Raw genomic sequence first — 15,419 nt, 5'->3', positions numbered from 1 at the left:
GGCAGCCCTGCAGGAGAGCCCTTTGACGGTTTCGCCCGCAACGGCGTACTGCAACGAACCCCGGCGTATGGTTAAATCAGCCCATGAATCAACCTGACGCTTCCGCCGGCGAACCGCGCGCCGGCCGCAACAGCCGCCTGAGTGCCGAAGACTGGGCCCAGGCGGCCCTCGACCTGATTGCTGAACAAGGCGTAGGCGCCGTTGCGGTGGAACCGCTGGCGCGGCGCCTCGGCGTGACCAAGGGCAGTTTCTATTGGCATTTCCCCTCGCGTGACGCCTTGCTGCAGGCCGCGCTGGAACGCTGGGAACTGTTCGAACAGGAACAGGTGTTCGGCAGCCTGGAAGACGTACCGGACCCGCGCGTGCGCCTGCGCCAGCTGTTCCAGATGGTGGCGCATGAAGTGCAGCCGCACATCATCTACAGCGAGCTGCTGAAGGCATTGGACCATCCGATGGTGCGTCCGGTGATCGACCGCGTGTCGCAGCGCCGCCTCGACTATCTGATCGCCTCGTTCCGCCAGGCAGGGCTCAGCTCGACCGATGCGCGCCACCGCGCACGCCTGGCCTACGCCGCCTATGTCGGCTTCCTGCAGCTGTCGCTGCAGCTGCAGCAGCCCAAGCAGGCGCGCGAGGATTTCGAGGCCTATGTCGAGCATCTCATCGAGACGCTGATTCCGAACGGTTGAAGATTGCCGTACTGGTCACGAGCAAGCCGCGGCACTGCCGCGGCTTTTTTCTTGCGCCATCCATGTATTGCCGGAGGCACAAAAAACAACGGCCCCTTGCGGGGCCGTTGCTGCATCAGCTGATCAGTGGATCGATCAGAACTTCTGCTTGTACTGCATGTACATGTAGCGGCCCGGCAGGTCGTACTGCGGGTCGAACATGTTGTACGAGGTGTAGTACGAAACCGGCGGGCTCTTGTCCCACGCGTTGTTCAGGCCGACCATGATGGTGCCCTTCCACGGCGTGTTGTAGCGGAACTGGATGTCGTGGTACGTCGTGGCACCAATGTGGTTCGTTCCCTTCGCGCCATCAGAGCAGTATGCGAAGGTTTCCGGTTCCTTGACTGGATCAAACGGGCACGGTTCGGTCATGCCGGACTTGTAACGAATGCCGTAGTTGACCCCGAAGTCCCCGTAGGACCAGTCCACATACAGATTGGAACGGATGCGCCAGTACGGATCCTGGTCGAGATAGCGTCCCTGGCGACCCTCGATCGGAGCATCCTGAGTCGACTTGGTATCCCACTTGGACAGGTAGGTGCCGTCCAGAGTGATGGTGAACTGGCCGATCGAAGTTTCCGGCAACTTGTACAGGATGCCCAGATCCCAACCTTCCACCTTGTACGACGCCAGGTTCTGCAGCGGCATGTTGACGTTGGTGATGGTGTAACGCTGGTTGGTGCTGCCGTAGTTCGGGTCACGCGTGATCAGGCCGCAGTTGGCTGCCTGCTCCTGCGCGGTGCCGCCATAGCAACGATCCATGATGTCCTGGATGGCCGGACGGGTGATGGCGTCCTCGATCTTGATCTGCCACCAGTCCAGGGTCACGTTCAGACCCTGCACGAAGCTCGGGCTCCACACCAGGCCCAGCGTCTTGCTGGTCGAGGTTTCCGGCTTCAGGTTCGGGTTGGCCTGCCAGGTGAACGGCTCAGGAGTCTGCTTCGCACCACTACCAGCGCCCGGCTGAACGAAGCCGATCGGCACGCCCTCTGCCGCACATTGTGCCGCGATAGCGCCGGTACGGCGACCAGACGTTGAGGAGCACGGATCGATGTAGCTCTCGAACGAGTCAGCATCACCGCGATACAGGTTGTTGATGCTCGGGGCGCGGAAGCCTTCCGAGTAGTTACCACGCACCATCAGGTCGTCGATCGGCTTCCAGCGGAAACCGAACTTGTTGTTGGTGGTGTTGCCGAAGTTGCTGTACTTCGAGTAGCGGGTTGCCGCGCTGAAGTCGAGCAGCTTGGCGCCCGGCAGGTCAGCCAGCACCGGGATCGACAGTTCCAGGAAGAACTCGTCCAGGTCATAGCTACCCTTGGTTGGGGATGCTCCGTTGCCGGTGCTCAGGCCAGAGGCGATGAAGGCGTCCGGATCGAACTGACCGGTTTCCTTGCGATATTCGTAACCAGCTGCGAAGCCCAATGCACCCGCCGGCAGCTGCACGATTTCGCCGGAGATGTTGGCGTAATAACCCTTGGACACCAGGCTGGCGGAGTCATGCGCGGTGAACGAGGTGTAATCCAGTGCCTCCTGCGAGATCGAACCCATCCCACCCAGCGGATTGATCGGGGCGCAGCCCGGAATGATTGCGCCAGCGGAGTTGAGGCACACAGCCTTGCCATCGCGGATCGCCGAGGGACCATATGCCTCGGCCAGACGCTGCTTGTTGAACAGGCCGTAGGTCAGATCGTTCTGGTCGGTCTTGTCGTAGCGGTAGCCGACATCCCAGTCGAAATTGCGGTCGGCGAATTCGAAGAAGCCCTCGAAACCACCGTAGAAGTGCCAGTTCTTGACGTTCTGGTTGAACGAACGTCCACCGGTTTCGTTGAAGCGGCGCGCGACGCCAGTCAGATCAACGCCGTACGGATTGTACATGCTGCCCGCGCTGAGGCGCTGGCCGGTGACCGGCATGGCAGCCAGCAGCTGTTCGGACTTGCGTTCGTTGTACATCGCCTCGGTGCGGAAGGTGATGTTGTCGGTAACGTTGTAAGAACCCACCGCGAACAGCGAGGTGCGCTCGTTGGGGGTCAGCAGGTAGTTGTCCGGCGCGGTGTTGTAGCCGTGAACATTGGGATCGAACGGCGTTTCAACGCCGTTGAGGATGATGTAACGCTCGTCGTTACGCAGATACGAACCCGGAATACCGGTGCTGCTCTGGCCGCTGAAGAACGGCGGGCCACCGGCGGAGATCTTGCGATCGCCGGCCATCACGGCCTTTTCGTTGACGTAGGAGACGCCCAGCACCAGCGAAGCGCGGTCAGTGGTGGTGCCCAGAGTGAAGTCGGCCGCTTCGCGGTCGCCGTCACCGGCGCTGTACTGGCCCTTGTAGAAGTTGGCTTCCGCGCCATCGAAGTTCTGCTTGGTGATGATGTTCACCACGCCGGCGATCGCGTCCGAACCGTAGATGGTCGATGCGCCGTCCTTCAGGATGTCGATGCGCTCGATCATCGCGGTCGGGATGGTGTTCAGGTCGACGCTGCCATCCAGGCCGGTGGTCCAGCGGCGGCCGTTGACCAGTACCAGGGTGCGCTCGGAACCCAGGTTGCGCAGGCTGACGCCGGCAGAACCGTCACCGCCGTTGTTGTAGGTACGGTTCAGGGCGGCACCGTTGGCGGCAACGCGCTGCAGGATGTCGGCGACCGAAGTCACGCCCTGCTTGTCGATGTCGGCGCGGGTCAGGCTCAGGACCGGCTGCGAGGTTTCGATGTCGGTGCTCTTGATGCGCGAACCGGTGACCGAGATGCGGTCAAGGTTGGTCGCTTCCTGGGCCTGGGCGGTGGCAGTGGACGCCACACCGGCAACGAGCGCGACCAGAACGGCATCGCGCAGCTTGTTGGACTGGAAATTCATTGGCTCTCTCTCTCCAAGAAATCTTGGCTGGGTTAATGCCCGGCGGGGGAGCGAAAAGCGCTCCCAAATCGCGAGGCTGAGTCGATAGTAGCGGGCGCTCGCCAAGAATTAAAGCTACGTTAATCAAGTCTGTGATTTTAGTAAAAATGAAATTTAATGCGAAAAATCAAAGGCTTGTATGTGTGGAAGCTCAGCTGCGTCTCGTTTGTTATGCGGAAGTGATGAAAAAATTTTCACTGTTGTGTATCGCAGCATGTCGAAATGCATGCCAGCGTCTCTCCGGCGTAGGGTAGCGTTCAGTCTGTATCGCGATCACGCATGCGCCACGGGCGCCTTTCGGCGCCCGTGGACAGTCAATCGTTGGACCCACACCTGGTGGGGTCAGAGATCCTGTTCGTAACGCACATACGGCACAGTGCCGTCGTCGTTGCTTTCATTGCGCGGGGAGAACGGATTCTTGCCGCGGCTGATCACGTTCTCGGCGCCAACAGTAAGCTGGCCAGACCACGGGGTACGCCAGGTCAGGCCGATGCCCAGGCCCTCCCACTTGCCGGGCTTGCCCGGCACGTCGATCACGCGGCCGATGATGCTGCCGGTGAAGTTGCCGTAGCCGGCGCCGATGCTCAGGCTCTTGCTGTCCCAGCGGTCGACGATGGACGGTGCGGCATCGGCCAGCGGTACCAGGCGGGCCTTGGCGTAGGTACCGGCGATCGAGACAAAACCCTCGCGGCCGATGTTCTTCTGCGCGAATACGGTCAGATCGTTCTGCTCGGCACGCAGCGAGGGTGTCTTGTTCGGGCCGGACAGCCACGCCGGAAGTGTTTCACGACCGGTGCCGGCGGTGATGCCGAGACGGCTGCTGCCGCGGTTCAGCGCGGCGGTACCGGTGAAGCGGCGGCTGTTGAGGTCGTCGTCGTCACCCAGGCTGGCCAGCATGCAGTGACTGGCCAGGCCGCTCATGCTGGTCCCGCTGCTGCTGTTGCAGAGCAGGCCCAGCGAATCGCCGGAGGACAGGCCGAAGGCCGCATCCAGCGAGTTGCGGCCGAAGTGCCAGCGGGCGCCGGCGGCCTGTTCACCGGTGGGCTCCAGGTACAGCAGGGCCTCGACCTTGCCGCTGCCCTTGTTCCATACCGGCAGCACGGTCCGGGTGTCCTTGCTCTGCGCGTGCACGCCCGTGATCGCGCCAAGGGCGATCAGCAGGGCCAGCGGTAGACGCAGGAAGGTACGCATCGGACCAGTTCAGACAGGGACGGACAACGGAAGTTCCCGCGGAGACGGGAACTTGATCCTAGGGTGTTTATGAATTCTTAACAAGCCTTGATCCCCCCAGATGCAAGACAAGCCGTTTACTGAAGCCGTTCAGGCGCCGGTACAGTCCCCTCGGCACCGTGGAACAGTATGCCGAACTCCGTCAAAGGAAAGTGATACTCCCGCCCGCAGAATTCGCAACGGACCTCGACGGCGCCGGTGTCCGCGGCTGCGGCACGGGCCTCGTCCTCGCCCAGCGACTGCAGCATCGACGCGACCCGCTCGCGGGAACAGGAGCAGGCGAAGGACAGCGGCTTGCCGCCCATCAGTTCCGGCTTCTCTTCGTGGAACAGGCGGTGCAGCAACTGCTCCGCCGGGGTCGCCAGCAGCTCGGCCTTGCCCAGGGTCTCGAACAGGGCGCTGGCACGCGCCCAGCCGTCTTCGTCACCCTCGTCACCCGGCAGCTTCTGCAGCAGCAGGCCGGCGGCGCCGTTGCGGTCGGCGGCCAGCAGCAGGCGGGTCGGCAGCTGTTCGGACTGGCGGAAGTAGTCCTCGAAGGCCTCGTCCAGCTCCGGTGCGGTCAGCGCGACCAGGCTCTGGTAGCGCTGCGGCTCGCGCGGGTCCAGGCCCGGGTTCTCGATGGTGATCGCGAGCAGGGCGTCATCACCCAGGCTGGACAGGTCGCGCGGCGCATCGGCGCCGTCGCTGAGCTGGGCGATGCCGCGCAGGGTACCGGCGGCGGTGCACTCGGCAAACAGGGTGCGCAGCGCGGTGCTGCTGCGCAGCTGGATCGAGAGGCGGCCATCGATCTTGGTGTGGCCGGTGAACAGCGCCGAGGCCACGCAGGCCTCGCCGAGCAGTTCGGCGGCGGTATCCGGGTACTCGGCGTGGGACAGGATCTCCTGCCAGGTCGCCCGCAGGCGCACGTGGACGCCACGGACGCCAGCGTCGGGAAGCAGGAAGCGGATCAGGGAATCGGGGTTGGCGGTCATCGGCTCACATCGCGCGTAAACGAGGGCGGTTGCCGGATAATGCGCCGACAACCGGATAGAAGAAGGATGCACCAGTAATGGGGGCAGGGGGAGAGCAGCACAAGGTGGAGGCCATCGCGGAAGTCCCGCGCCGCAGGCGCTGGCGCTGGAAACGGCTGCTCTGGCTGCCGCTGCTGCTGGCCGCTTTCAGCTGCCTGCAGGTACTGGTGCTGCGGTTCATCGACCCGCCGGTATCCACGGTCATGCTGTGGCGCTATGGCGAGGCATTGGGGGAGGCCGACTGGTCCTATCGCCTGCATTACCAGTGGCGCGACCTGGACCAGATGGCAGCGAGCCTGCCGATCTCGCTGGTGGCCGCGGAGGACCAGCGCTTCCCCGACCACAATGGCTTCGACCTGCAGGCCATCGAGAAGGCCCGCGACCACAACGCCAAGGGCGGACGCCTGCGGGGGGCCAGCACGATCAGCCAGCAGGTCGCCAAGAACCTGTTCCTCTGGCAGGGCCGCAGCTGGATCCGCAAAGGCCTGGAAGTCTGGTACACGGTGCTGATCGAAGCACTGTGGCCGAAGGAACGGATCCTGGAGATGTACGCCAACATCGCCGAGTTCGGCGATGGCGTCTATGGCGCGCAGGCGGCGGCGCAGACGTTCTGGGGCAAGGATGCGTCCCGGTTGAGTCCGGCCGAGAGTGCACGGCTGGCGGCGGTGTTGCCGGCACCGCGGCGCTACAACGCGGCAAAGCCAGGGCCGTACGTGCAGCGGCGCGCGGCATGGATCCAGCGCCAGGCACGGCAGCTGGGCGGCGCGGCTTACCTGTCGGAAGACTGAGGGCACCTGCCCTCGGGGCGGCAGGCCATGCACCTGCAGGCAACGTACAATCCGGGCATGAACCGCGAACGCCTTACTGTCGTCATCGCCGCCTACAACGAGGAGCAGGCGCTGCCGTGCCTGCATCCCCGCCTGTGTGCGGTGCTGGACGGAATGCCCGACATCGATGGCCACATCCTGTATGTGGACGATGGCAGCCACGACGGTACCTGGCAGGTGATCGCAGGATTGGCGCAGGACGACGCGCGCGTATCGGCGTTGAAGCTGTCGCGCAATTTCGGCAAGGAGGCCGCGCTGACTGCCGGCCTGGATCTGGTGCGCGACGGCGCGGCGATGATCCTGGATGCCGATGGCCAGGACCCGCCGGAACTGGTGCCGCAGTTCGTTGCGCGCTGGCGCGAGGGCCATGACAACGTCTATGGCACGCGCATGGCCCGCGATGGCGAAGCCTGGATCAAGCGCGCCACGGCGGCGGCGTTCTATCGGGTGATCGGTCGCCTGTCACGCACGCCGATCCCTGCCGACACCGGTGATTTCCGTCTGTTGTCGCCACGCGCGCTGAGTGCGCTGCGCGAGATGCGTGAACGCCACCGCTTCATGAAGGGCCTTTTCAGCTGGGTCGGATTCAAGCGTATTGCTGTGCCCTACCACCGTCACGCGCGGGTGGCCGGCTCCAGCAAGTTCAGCCTGTGGCGGCTGTGGAACTTCGCGCTGGAGGGCATCACCGGGTTCTCGACCGTTCCCCTGCGGGCGGCGACCTACATGGGCCTGGCAACGGCGGCGGTGGCCTTTGTATTCGGCGTGTGGGTGATTGCCAAGGCGGCCCTGTACGGTGACCGCGTGGCGGGTTGGCCGACGATGATGGCGGTGATCCTGTTCCTGGGCGGGGTGCAGTTGATCGCGCTGGGCCTGATCGGCGAGTACCTGGGACGGCTGTACGAGGAATCCAAGCAGCGCCCGTTGTACCTGGTTGACGCCTGGCTAGCATCCGCCGTGGCAGACTCGGCCCTGCAACCCACCCTCGGAGGGCAGGCAGATGACCACGGTACGGCAACTGTTGGACGGCAAGTCTCCTGAAGTACATGCGGTCGCGCCGGATGCGGCGGTGATCGATGCGATCCGGTTGATGGCGGAAAAGGGCATTGGCGCGGTGCTGGTGATGGACGGTCCGCGGCTGGTCGGGATCCTTTCGGAGCGCGACTACGCGCGCAAGATCGTGCTGCGTGATCGTTCGTCGCGGGATACGGCGGTGGCCGAGATCATGACGGCGAAGGTGGTGACGGTTTCGCCGGGCGAGCAGGTGGAGCACTGCCTGCAGCTGGTGACCGACTACCGCATCCGCCACCTGCCAGTGGTGGAGGGGGCACAGGTGCTGGGGGTGATTTCCATCGGCGACCTGGTGAAGTCGGTGATCGATGCGCAGCGGCGCGAGCTGGATCAGCTGCAGCAGTACATCGTGGCGGGGTGAGGTGTTCGCTGGCGGGCCTGCGGCCCGCCGGCCCGCTTTTCGAAGCCAGAGCCAGAGCTGAGGGCAGCGCCTTCCTGGTACGCCGGGAGGCTGAGGGCATGGGCGTGCAGGACACGCCGCAAGTACGTCCCTGTAGCAACTGTGTTGCTGGAGAGTCTCAGGCCCGTCAGGTAAACGGGCACGGTAGTGCCGGCCGCTGGCCGGCAGCCTTTGGTCTTTCGCCCTGGCTCGCCTCAGGCGGGGACTAGCCCGCTTTCAGCGTCGCGCACACGGGCGTTGAGGATGACCAGCATCTTCCGCATCACTGCCACGATGGCCACCTTGCCTTCCTTGCCGCGGGCTCGTAGCGACTGGTAAAAATCGCGCAGCCGAGGTTCATGCCGCATGGCCGACATTGCCGCCATGTAGAGCACTTGCCGGATTTCGGCTCTTCCACCGTGGATGCTTCGTTTTCCTCTCATCGTGCCGCTGTCGTGGGACATCGGGGCTACCCCGACCAGGCTGGCGATGCGCTTGCCAGTGATCCTGCCAAGCTCTGGCAGATAGCTGGCTAGAACTGCCTGCAGCACAGGCCCTACGCCCTTCATCGACTTCAGCATCTTCAGTTGAGGCTGCTGACCAACCTGCTCGACGATCTGCTTGCCCAGACGCTCAACCAACGTTTGTAGGCGGGTGATGTTGCCTTGCAGTAGTCGGCGCAGTTCACGATCAAGCACCATTTCCTGCTGCTGCCGCGCGATGGTCAGGGCGTCCATCGCCTGCCGACGTGCCCGAACGAACTCCCGCATCTTCTGCTGCCAAGACTGCAGCGGCTGATAGGGAGGCAGCTTCACCAGGGCGGCCATCTGCGCCAACGCGTAGGCATCCAAACGGTCGGTTTTGGCAATCTGACCCAACCCCTGAGCCAGTTTCCGGGCGCGCGAGGCATTGGCACGGGCCACCGGATGACCGGCCTTGTGCAGGAAATCCAGGACCGGCTGCTCATAGCCACCCGTGGCTTCAAGCACGATCTGGCGGGTCGGACGCTTCTTCAGCCAAACATCCAGCTCAGAAAACCCGGAGCGGTTGTTGCTGACCTGCAGGGTTTCTCCGTCCGTCGTACCGATATCCAGCTGACGCTTGCTGACATCAATCCCGATCCCGTTCATCACCTGACTCCGTATAGTCTGGAAGGGTCGAGAGCTCCCCCGCTTGCCCAGTCTTATCGCTTCGAGTGGTCGCTCCAGCAACTGTTCGGGCGGATCAAGGGAGATTCCGGCGTGGGCGCCAAGCTACATGGCGATCGTCGCGATCCTGGTTACGGATCGTCGAGATCCAGGCTCGCACGGCGGCCCACGCCGGCTCTCGACGCCTACGCTGCCAGATTCCGATCAGATAAGGCTCGATGGCGCCATCCATGGCGCCAACGGTCCTGCACGCCCATGCCCTCTGCCTCTGGATACATTGCCGCGAGCGCGGTGAGATTCGCCGCAGACGATCTGCTTTTGGTAGCTGCCAACCTTGGTTGGCAACAGCTTTTGAATTTGCTTTTCTCTTCTGACTTTGAATTTCCGCTCTCGTTCCGCGCGCGCTGGAAACTGTCCGGAGCCGGAGCAAGGCGGCAGGCAGGACCGTGAGGCGCATGGATGCGCCGACCGAGCCTACAGGGACGTATTTACGGCGTGTCCTGCCTGTCGCCTTGCTCCGGCTCTACGCGCGGAAAAACGAGGCGCCGCGAACAACGCTGTAACCCTACTTCGCATACTGCCCCCCGCAGTCGGCATCCTTGCCCGGCCCCAGTTCGATGGTCGCCAGCAACGCCGCCGGCGGGGCAATGCTGCCCAGTACCAGGGCCACCGCGCCACGAATCCCCAACGCCTTGAAGTCCGGGCGGAAGGACGGGTCCTTGAACGTGCCACTGATGTGCAGTGGAGAGCGCAGTACCAGGATGCTCTTGTCCTTCGGGCGCGGTTTCAGCAGCAGGTCCAGGGTCTCGTCGCGCAGGCTGACCGTGCCTTCGCCGATGAGGATCGTATCGGTAGTGTCCACCGCCAGCGCCTGGCTGGTCATCAGGCCGTCGCGCACGCCGAAGTCGGCGAAGGCGCAGCGCAGGGGAATCTGTTTGTCGCCGGTCACCAGGAATTTCAGCGATTCGGTGATGTCCAGCCCTGCCAGTTCCATCACCAGGTTGCCGACATGGCCGCGGCCCATCGCCAGGCCGACCTTGCCACTGCTGCTGCCGAGCATCGCGGCGATCGAGTTGCCGCGGCCGCTCAGGTCCACCTCGCCGCCGATGCCGCCCTTGGCCTGCTCGGCAAGTTTCGCGTCCGGAAACAGCTGGCCGAGCTGCACGCCGCGCACGCTGGCCTTCAGGGCGGTGCTGATCTGCGGACGGCGCGCGTCCATGCGGATCGTGCTGCGGATATCGCCTCCGGCCACGCCGAAGTTCAGCGGGTCCAGCCGCAGTACGCCGTCATCCAGCAACAGGTGTGCATCCATGTCATCCAACGGAAGCGATGGCGCGTTGATGCGGTGGGCCTTCCAGCGCACGTCGGCATCCATCGCGCGCAGCTTGCCGAGGTTGTAGGGCGTGTCGGGCAGCACGCGTGCGCGGGCGGCAACCCGTGCGGCCTCGGCCTTCTGTTCGGCGTTGGCGGTTTCGCCGCCGCCGGTTTTCGGTGGGGCACCGACGAAGCCGGCAAGGTCATCGAAGTCCAGGCGCTTGGATTCCAGCGTGGCGGTCAGCCGCGGCCGCGCACCGCCCACTTCGAACTGCAGATTGCCAACGAGGTCGCTGTCGCCGACCTTGCCGGTGAAGGCGTCGTAGTGCCAGACGTTGTGGTCGCGCTTGAGCCGGCCATTCAACGCATAGGGCGGCGACGGCGGAATGGCAATGCCGAGCAGCGGATAGAGGTCGGCGAGGTCCTGGCCACTGAGCGCAAACTGCAGATCGAACACGCGTAGCTGGAAGGGATTGGTCAGCGTGCCACTGGCTACCGCGTGGGTGGCGCCTGCTCGGCCATCGAGATGGATGCGGAACGGATGGTCGCTGTCGGTCAGCTCCAGCGGTGATTCCGTGCCGCCACGCAGGGTGAACGGATTGCCCTGCCAGTGTCCCTTTCCCTGTACCACCAGCGGTGGCGCCGCATCGGCCTGTTTCGGCTGGCCGCTGCGCACGTCCACGCGGATATCGGTACGGCCGAGCGCGTCGAGGAACTGCAGGCGACCGTCATCGATGCGCAACCGTTTGAGCTGCGGGCTGGCCCCACCGGCGCTGCCACCGAGGAAATTCCAATTGCCCGGGTCGCCCTTGCGCGGCGCTGTTTCCAGCAGCACGTCCGGCCGGGTCAGGCGTACTTCGGGCAGCTGCACGCTGCCGCGCAGCAGCGGCCACACCCGCACGTCGATCTCGACGCGGTCTGCGGTGGCCATATCGGGTTGCTTCGCCCAGCTGGCATTGGCGAAGGTGATCGCATCGGCGCGGATCGTACTGGTGCGGCCGAGGTCGACATCAAGGTTCCCGATGTGCAGCGCACGGCCGGTGCGTGCCTGCACCGCACGCTCAACCGGCCCCTTGAACCAGTTCCAGTCCCACAGCGCGATCAGCAGCAGGAGTGCCGCCAGCAGGAAGATCAGGATCGTGAGCCAGCGCCGGCCTCGTGGGCCGGGGCGGCGGAGGCGCCAGCGGGTCGTGCGCTTTGCGGCAGGGGAGGCGGCAGCATTCACGCCGCCATGGTTGCCCCCTCTTCGTGGACAGGGCGCGAAGCGTCCATGTGCGTGGTGTGCACACGCCGCGTTCGAACGCTGGTTTACAGCACCTGCATGGTGACTGCGACGAAGTGGCAGACGCTGCCACCGATCACGAACAGGTGCCAGATCGCATGCGAATACGGGATCGATTCACGGTGGTAGAAGTAGGTCCCCAGCGTGTACGACAGGCCACCGGCGAACAGCCAGGTGAGGGTGCCGCCGTCGATCGAAGCCCACATCGGCTTGATCGCCACGACCACCAGCCAGCCCATGGCGATGTAGATCACTGTTGAGAGCACCTTGAAGCGGCCGGTGTAGAACAGCTTGAACACCACGCCGCCCAGCGCCAGCGCCCAGATCGCGGTGAACAGGCCCCAGCCCCACGGGCCACGCAGGCCGATCAGGGTGAACGGGGTATAGGTGCCCGCGATCAGCACGTAGATCGCGCAGTGGTCGAACACCTTCAAGCGGCCCTTGGCGACCGGATGCTGGATGGCGTGATACAGGGTGGAGGCGGTGTACAGCAGCAACAGCGCGATACCGAATACGATCGCGCTGGCCAGCTGCCAGCCGTCGCCGTAGATCGCAGCCAGGGTGATCAGCACCGCGCTGGCTGCCAGGGCGAACACCGCGCCCAGGCCATGGGTCAGGGCGCTGGCGATTTCTTCACGGATCGAAGCAATGGACGTCGTGGACATGGGCATGGGCATCGTTCACGGGGAGGGGGACCCGCGTCCCCCTATCATCGCCGCGATGGCCGCCGTGTGCACGCCCGTCACCGTATGGTGGGTGAATCCCTGCGTTGCGCCGATGAATCCGTGAGCGGTAGATCCACGCCATGCGTGGATGAACCACCCGCGACGGCCGGGGGCAGAGCCCTTTCCTTGCGGAAAGGGATCCGGCCCGCTGGCATCAGCCCACCGAAACCGTATGCGCCGCTTCGCGGGTGGCCGAGAAGCGCACGTCCGGCGAGCGTTCCTGCGCCAGCTGCAGGTTGACCCGGGTCGGTGCCAGGTAGACCAGGTGGCCGGCTGCATCCAGCGCCAGGTTCAGCGCATTCTTCTCGCGGAACTCTTCCAGCTTCTTCTCGTTGCTGCAGTGGACCCAACGCGCAGTGGTCACGCTGACCGGCTCGAAGGTGGCTTCCACGCCGTACTCGTCCTTCAGGCGGTAGGCGGCCACGTCGAACTGCAGCACGCCGACCGCACCCAGGATCAGGTCGTTGCTGGTCAGCGGGCGGAAGAACTGGGTCGCACCTTCTTCGGACAGCTGGGCCAGGCCCTTCTGCAGCTGCTTGAGCTTGAGCGGATCGCGCAGGCGTGCGCGGCGGAACAGTTCCGGGGCGAAGTTGGGGATTCCGGTGAAGGTGACTGCTTCGCCTTCGGTGAAGGTATCGCCGATGGAAATGGTGCCGTGGTTGTGGATGCCGATCACATCGCCCGGCCACGCCTCGGCGGCGATCTCGCGGTCGCTGGCCATGAAGGTCAGCGCGTTGGCCAGCTTCATTTCCTTGCCGGTGCGCACGTGGAAGGTCTTCATGCCGGCGCTGAAGCGGCCCGAGCAGACCCGCATGAACGCCACGCGGTCACGGTGCTGCGGGTCCATGTTGGCCTGGATCTTGAACACGAAGCCGGTCAGCTTGTTCTCTTCCGGGGCGATCTCGCGGCCGGTGGTGGAACGCGCCTGCGGCGACGGGGCATGTTCGACGAAGAAGTCCAGCAGCGGCTGCACACCGAAGTTGTTCACGCCGGAGCCGAAGAACACCGGGGTCTGCTTGCCCGCGCGGTAGGCGTCCAGGTCGAACGGATGGCTGGCGCCCTGCACCAGTTCCAGTTCGTCGCGCAGGTCGGCCAGCATCTGTGCACCGATCTTCTCGGCCAGGCCGGGCGCATCGATGGACGGGAAGATGGTCGAGTCCTGGCGGGTGAAGTTGCGGCCCGGTTCGTACAGGTGCACTTCGCCGGTCAGCAGGTGGACCACGCCCTTCAGGCGCTGGCCCATGCCGATCGGCCAGGTCACCGGTGCGCACTGGATGCCCAGCACGGTTTCCACTTCATCCAGCAGCTCGATCGGGTCCTTGCCCTCGCGGTCGAGCTTGTTGATGAAGGTCATGATCGGGGTGTCGCGCAGGCGGCAGACTTCCATCAGCTTGATGGTGCGCTCTTCCACGCCCTTGGCCACGTCGATCACCATCAGCGCCGAGTCCACCGCGGTCAGAACGCGGTAGGTGTCCTCGCCGAAGTCGGCGTGGCCGGGGGTGTCGAGCAGGTTGACGATCTTGCCTTCGTACGGGAACTGCATCACCGAGGAGGTGACGGAGATGCCGCGCTCCTTTTCCAGCGCCATCCAGTCGGAGGTGGCGTGGCGGGCGGCCTTACGGCCCTTGACCGAACCGGCCATCTGGATCGCGCCTCCGAACAGCAGCAGCTTTTCGGTCAGCGTGGTCTTGCCGGCGTCAGGGTGGGAGATGATGGCGAAGGTGCGGCGACGCGACGCTTCGTTGGCGACTTCGGACATGGCAGTGGCGCCCGCCCGGGGCGCTTTTCAAAGAGATAAGCGCCCGATTATACCGGCCGGGGCCGTTCAGCGCCCGATGCCGCCCTCGGCCTCGCCCTGGCGGGCGAACTGCAGCTGGCCCTGCTCGGCGAAGATGCGTGCCGGCACCGAGCGCAGGCCCATGCCGCGGTTGACCTGCACCACGAAGTGCAGGTGCGGCGCGCTGCTGAAGCCGCTGTTGCCGGACAGGCCGAGCGGCTGCCCGGCCCCCACCGCCTGGCCGCGACGCACGCGCATGCCGCCGGCCTGCAGGTGGCCGTACAGCGCCATGCTGCCGTCGCTGTGCAGCACGCGGATGAAGTTGGCACGGCCGCCATCGCGCTCGCGGTCCTGGCCGTTGCCACGGAAGCCATCCTGGATCTGCATCACCGTGCCCTCGCGCGCGGCCAGCACCAGCGTGCCCTCCGGCAGTGCGAAGTCCACCGCGTCGCGGTTCTCCTCGTCATCGTGGCTGAACCGGCCCTGCGGCGCCTGGTCCACGCGCGGACGGGCCGCATCGAACGGCAGGCGATAGGCGACATCTTCGGCCTGTGCGGCCGGGTTGCCCGGCACCGACTGCAGGCGCAGATCCAGCGTGCGGCCATCGAGCGGGGCGGGCAGGTGGCCGATCACCAGGCTGCTGTCGCCCTGGATCAGCGATTGCAGCGGCAGCCCTTCGACCGGGCGTCCGGGTGCAGCGCGCAGTTCGATCTGCAGCGGTCCTGCCAGCCCATTGTCGATCCGGGCCTGCCATTGCGTGCCGACCGGCTGCAGGCGCAGCCGGGCCATGGGGGCGGCGCCCTCGGCACTGCCAGCGTGGGTGGTTGGGGTGGCGGGGGAAACCAGTCCCCAGCCCTGGCGCCAGTCACCGGCGCTGGCCGTCGTGCTCGCCAGCAGGGACATCAGCAGGCAGGTCAGGGGCAGGCGCAGCATCAGTGGTTCCAGAGGGTAGGGACCGCCGGGACTGTAGCCGATCCTGAACAGGACGACCGCGACCGCCTTCGCATAGTCGCGTTGAAAATATTCATCGCTTTATCCGCATGAA

General features: G+C 64.9%; 12 protein-coding genes. 4 read left to right on the top strand and 8 right to left on the bottom strand.

Annotation, left to right across the window (positions count from 1 at the left end; all coding sequences use genetic code 11):
* Nucleotides 1–83 precede the first annotated feature (83 nt).
* Entirely contained in the window at nt 84–686 is a 603-nt protein-coding gene (locus ACZK13_RS16010; protein ID WP_006464233.1) for a TetR/AcrR family transcriptional regulator, read from the top strand.
* 135 nt (nt 687–821) lie between these two features.
* On the opposite strand, the gene ACZK13_RS16005 is transcribed toward ACZK13_RS16010, so the two are convergent.
* The 3 genes from ACZK13_RS16005 to hslO all read right to left on the bottom strand — a co-directional run bounded on the left by ACZK13_RS16005 (nt 822) and on the right by hslO (nt 5,815).
* Nucleotides 822–3,575, bottom strand: coding sequence for a TonB-dependent receptor plug domain-containing protein (locus ACZK13_RS16005; RefSeq protein ID WP_049401415.1), 2,754 nt, complete (start codon nt 3,573–3,575; stop codon nt 822–824).
* 381 nt (nt 3,576–3,956) lie between these two features.
* Nucleotides 3,957–4,805 (bottom strand): XOO1806 family protein, encoded by an 849-nt coding sequence (locus ACZK13_RS16000; protein ID WP_049420960.1) that lies wholly within the window; start codon nt 4,803–4,805, stop codon nt 3,957–3,959.
* Between the two features lie 116 nt (nt 4,806–4,921).
* A complete protein-coding gene (gene hslO / locus ACZK13_RS15995) occupies nt 4,922–5,815 on the bottom strand; it encodes an Hsp33 family molecular chaperone HslO (RefSeq protein WP_478481908.1) in 894 nt (297 codons plus the stop codon).
* 77 nt (nt 5,816–5,892) lie between these two features.
* On the opposite strand from hslO, the gene mtgA reads away from it, so the two are divergent.
* Genes mtgA through ACZK13_RS15980 form a run of 3 tightly spaced genes read left to right on the top strand, consistent with a single transcriptional unit; the run spans nt 5,893 to nt 8,110 of the window.
* Nucleotides 5,893–6,642 carry a monofunctional biosynthetic peptidoglycan transglycosylase gene (mtgA, locus tag ACZK13_RS15990; RefSeq protein WP_032130069.1) on the top strand — a complete coding sequence of 250 codons (750 nt, stop codon included), beginning with the start codon at nt 5,893–5,895 and terminating at the stop codon, nt 6,640–6,642.
* Nucleotides 6,643–6,699: 57 nt separating this feature from the next.
* Nucleotides 6,700–7,719 (top strand): glycosyltransferase family 2 protein, encoded by a 1,020-nt coding sequence (locus ACZK13_RS15985; protein ID WP_032130071.1) that lies wholly within the window; start codon nt 6,700–6,702, stop codon nt 7,717–7,719.
* The gene (locus tag ACZK13_RS15980) at nt 7,679–8,110 is read left to right on the top strand and encodes a CBS domain-containing protein (RefSeq protein WP_019336409.1); all 432 of its coding nucleotides are present in this window, start codon (nt 7,679–7,681) and stop codon (nt 8,108–8,110) included. The genes ACZK13_RS15985 and ACZK13_RS15980 overlap by 41 nt, the downstream gene beginning before the upstream one ends.
* 233 nt (nt 8,111–8,343) lie before the next feature.
* Here the strand turns inward: ACZK13_RS15980 and ACZK13_RS15975 are convergent, their stop codons facing one another.
* The 5 genes from ACZK13_RS15975 to ACZK13_RS15955 form a co-directional block, all read right to left on the bottom strand.
* On the bottom strand, nt 8,344–9,258 hold the full coding sequence (locus tag ACZK13_RS15975) for an IS110 family RNA-guided transposase (RefSeq protein WP_478481906.1): 915 nt from the start codon (nt 9,256–9,258) through the stop codon (nt 8,344–8,346).
* Between the two features lie 583 nt (nt 9,259–9,841).
* Entirely contained in the window at nt 9,842–11,815 is a 1,974-nt protein-coding gene (locus ACZK13_RS15970) for an AsmA family protein (protein WP_478481905.1), read from the bottom strand.
* Nucleotides 11,816–11,898: 83 nt separating this feature from the next.
* Nucleotides 11,899–12,537: a PAQR family membrane homeostasis protein TrhA gene (trhA, locus tag ACZK13_RS15965; protein ID WP_005410682.1), complete on the bottom strand. Its 639-nt coding sequence runs from the start codon at nt 12,535–12,537 to the stop codon at nt 11,899–11,901.
* A 214-nt stretch (nt 12,538–12,751) separates the two neighbouring features.
* Nucleotides 12,752–14,356, bottom strand: a complete 1,605-nt coding sequence (locus tag ACZK13_RS15960; RefSeq protein ID WP_014038155.1) for a peptide chain release factor 3 — start codon at nt 14,354–14,356, stop codon at nt 12,752–12,754.
* Between the two features lie 66 nt (nt 14,357–14,422).
* Nucleotides 14,423–15,307 (bottom strand): M23 family metallopeptidase, encoded by an 885-nt coding sequence (locus ACZK13_RS15955; RefSeq protein ID WP_253145962.1) that lies wholly within the window; start codon nt 15,305–15,307, stop codon nt 14,423–14,425.
* Between the last annotated feature and the right edge of the window lie 112 nt (nt 15,308–15,419).

Source organism: Stenotrophomonas sp. 99219_Sma (genome assembly GCF_056480785.1).
The sequence above is the reverse complement of the archived record's forward strand: the minus strand, read 5'-3'. Positions and strand labels throughout refer to the sequence as shown.

Excerpts from the sequence above, each read along its gene's own strand:
- ACZK13_RS16010 (WP_006464233.1), top strand. The coding sequence starts at position 84 with ATGAATCAACCTGACGCTTCCGCCGGCGAACCGCGCGCCGGCCGCAAC.
- ACZK13_RS16005 (WP_049401415.1), bottom strand. The coding sequence starts at position 3,575 with ATGAATTTCCAGTCCAACAAGCTGCGCGATGCCGTTCTGGTCGCGCTC.
- ACZK13_RS16000 (WP_049420960.1), bottom strand. The coding sequence starts at position 4,805 with ATGCGTACCTTCCTGCGTCTACCGCTGGCCCTGCTGATCGCCCTTGGC.
- hslO (WP_478481908.1), bottom strand. The coding sequence starts at position 5,815 with ATGACCGCCAACCCCGATTCCCTGATCCGCTTCCTGCTTCCCGACGCT.
- mtgA (WP_032130069.1), top strand. The coding sequence starts at position 5,893 with ATGGGGGCAGGGGGAGAGCAGCACAAGGTGGAGGCCATCGCGGAAGTC.
- ACZK13_RS15985 (WP_032130071.1), top strand. The coding sequence starts at position 6,700 with ATGAACCGCGAACGCCTTACTGTCGTCATCGCCGCCTACAACGAGGAG.
- ACZK13_RS15980 (WP_019336409.1), top strand. The coding sequence starts at position 7,679 with ATGACCACGGTACGGCAACTGTTGGACGGCAAGTCTCCTGAAGTACAT.
- ACZK13_RS15975 (WP_478481906.1), bottom strand. The coding sequence starts at position 9,258 with ATGAACGGGATCGGGATTGATGTCAGCAAGCGTCAGCTGGATATCGGT.
- trhA (WP_005410682.1), bottom strand. The coding sequence starts at position 12,537 with ATGTCCACGACGTCCATTGCTTCGATCCGTGAAGAAATCGCCAGCGCC.
- ACZK13_RS15960 (WP_014038155.1), bottom strand. The coding sequence starts at position 14,356 with ATGTCCGAAGTCGCCAACGAAGCGTCGCGTCGCCGCACCTTCGCCATC.
- ACZK13_RS15955 (WP_253145962.1), bottom strand. The coding sequence starts at position 15,307 with ATGCTGCGCCTGCCCCTGACCTGCCTGCTGATGTCCCTGCTGGCGAGC.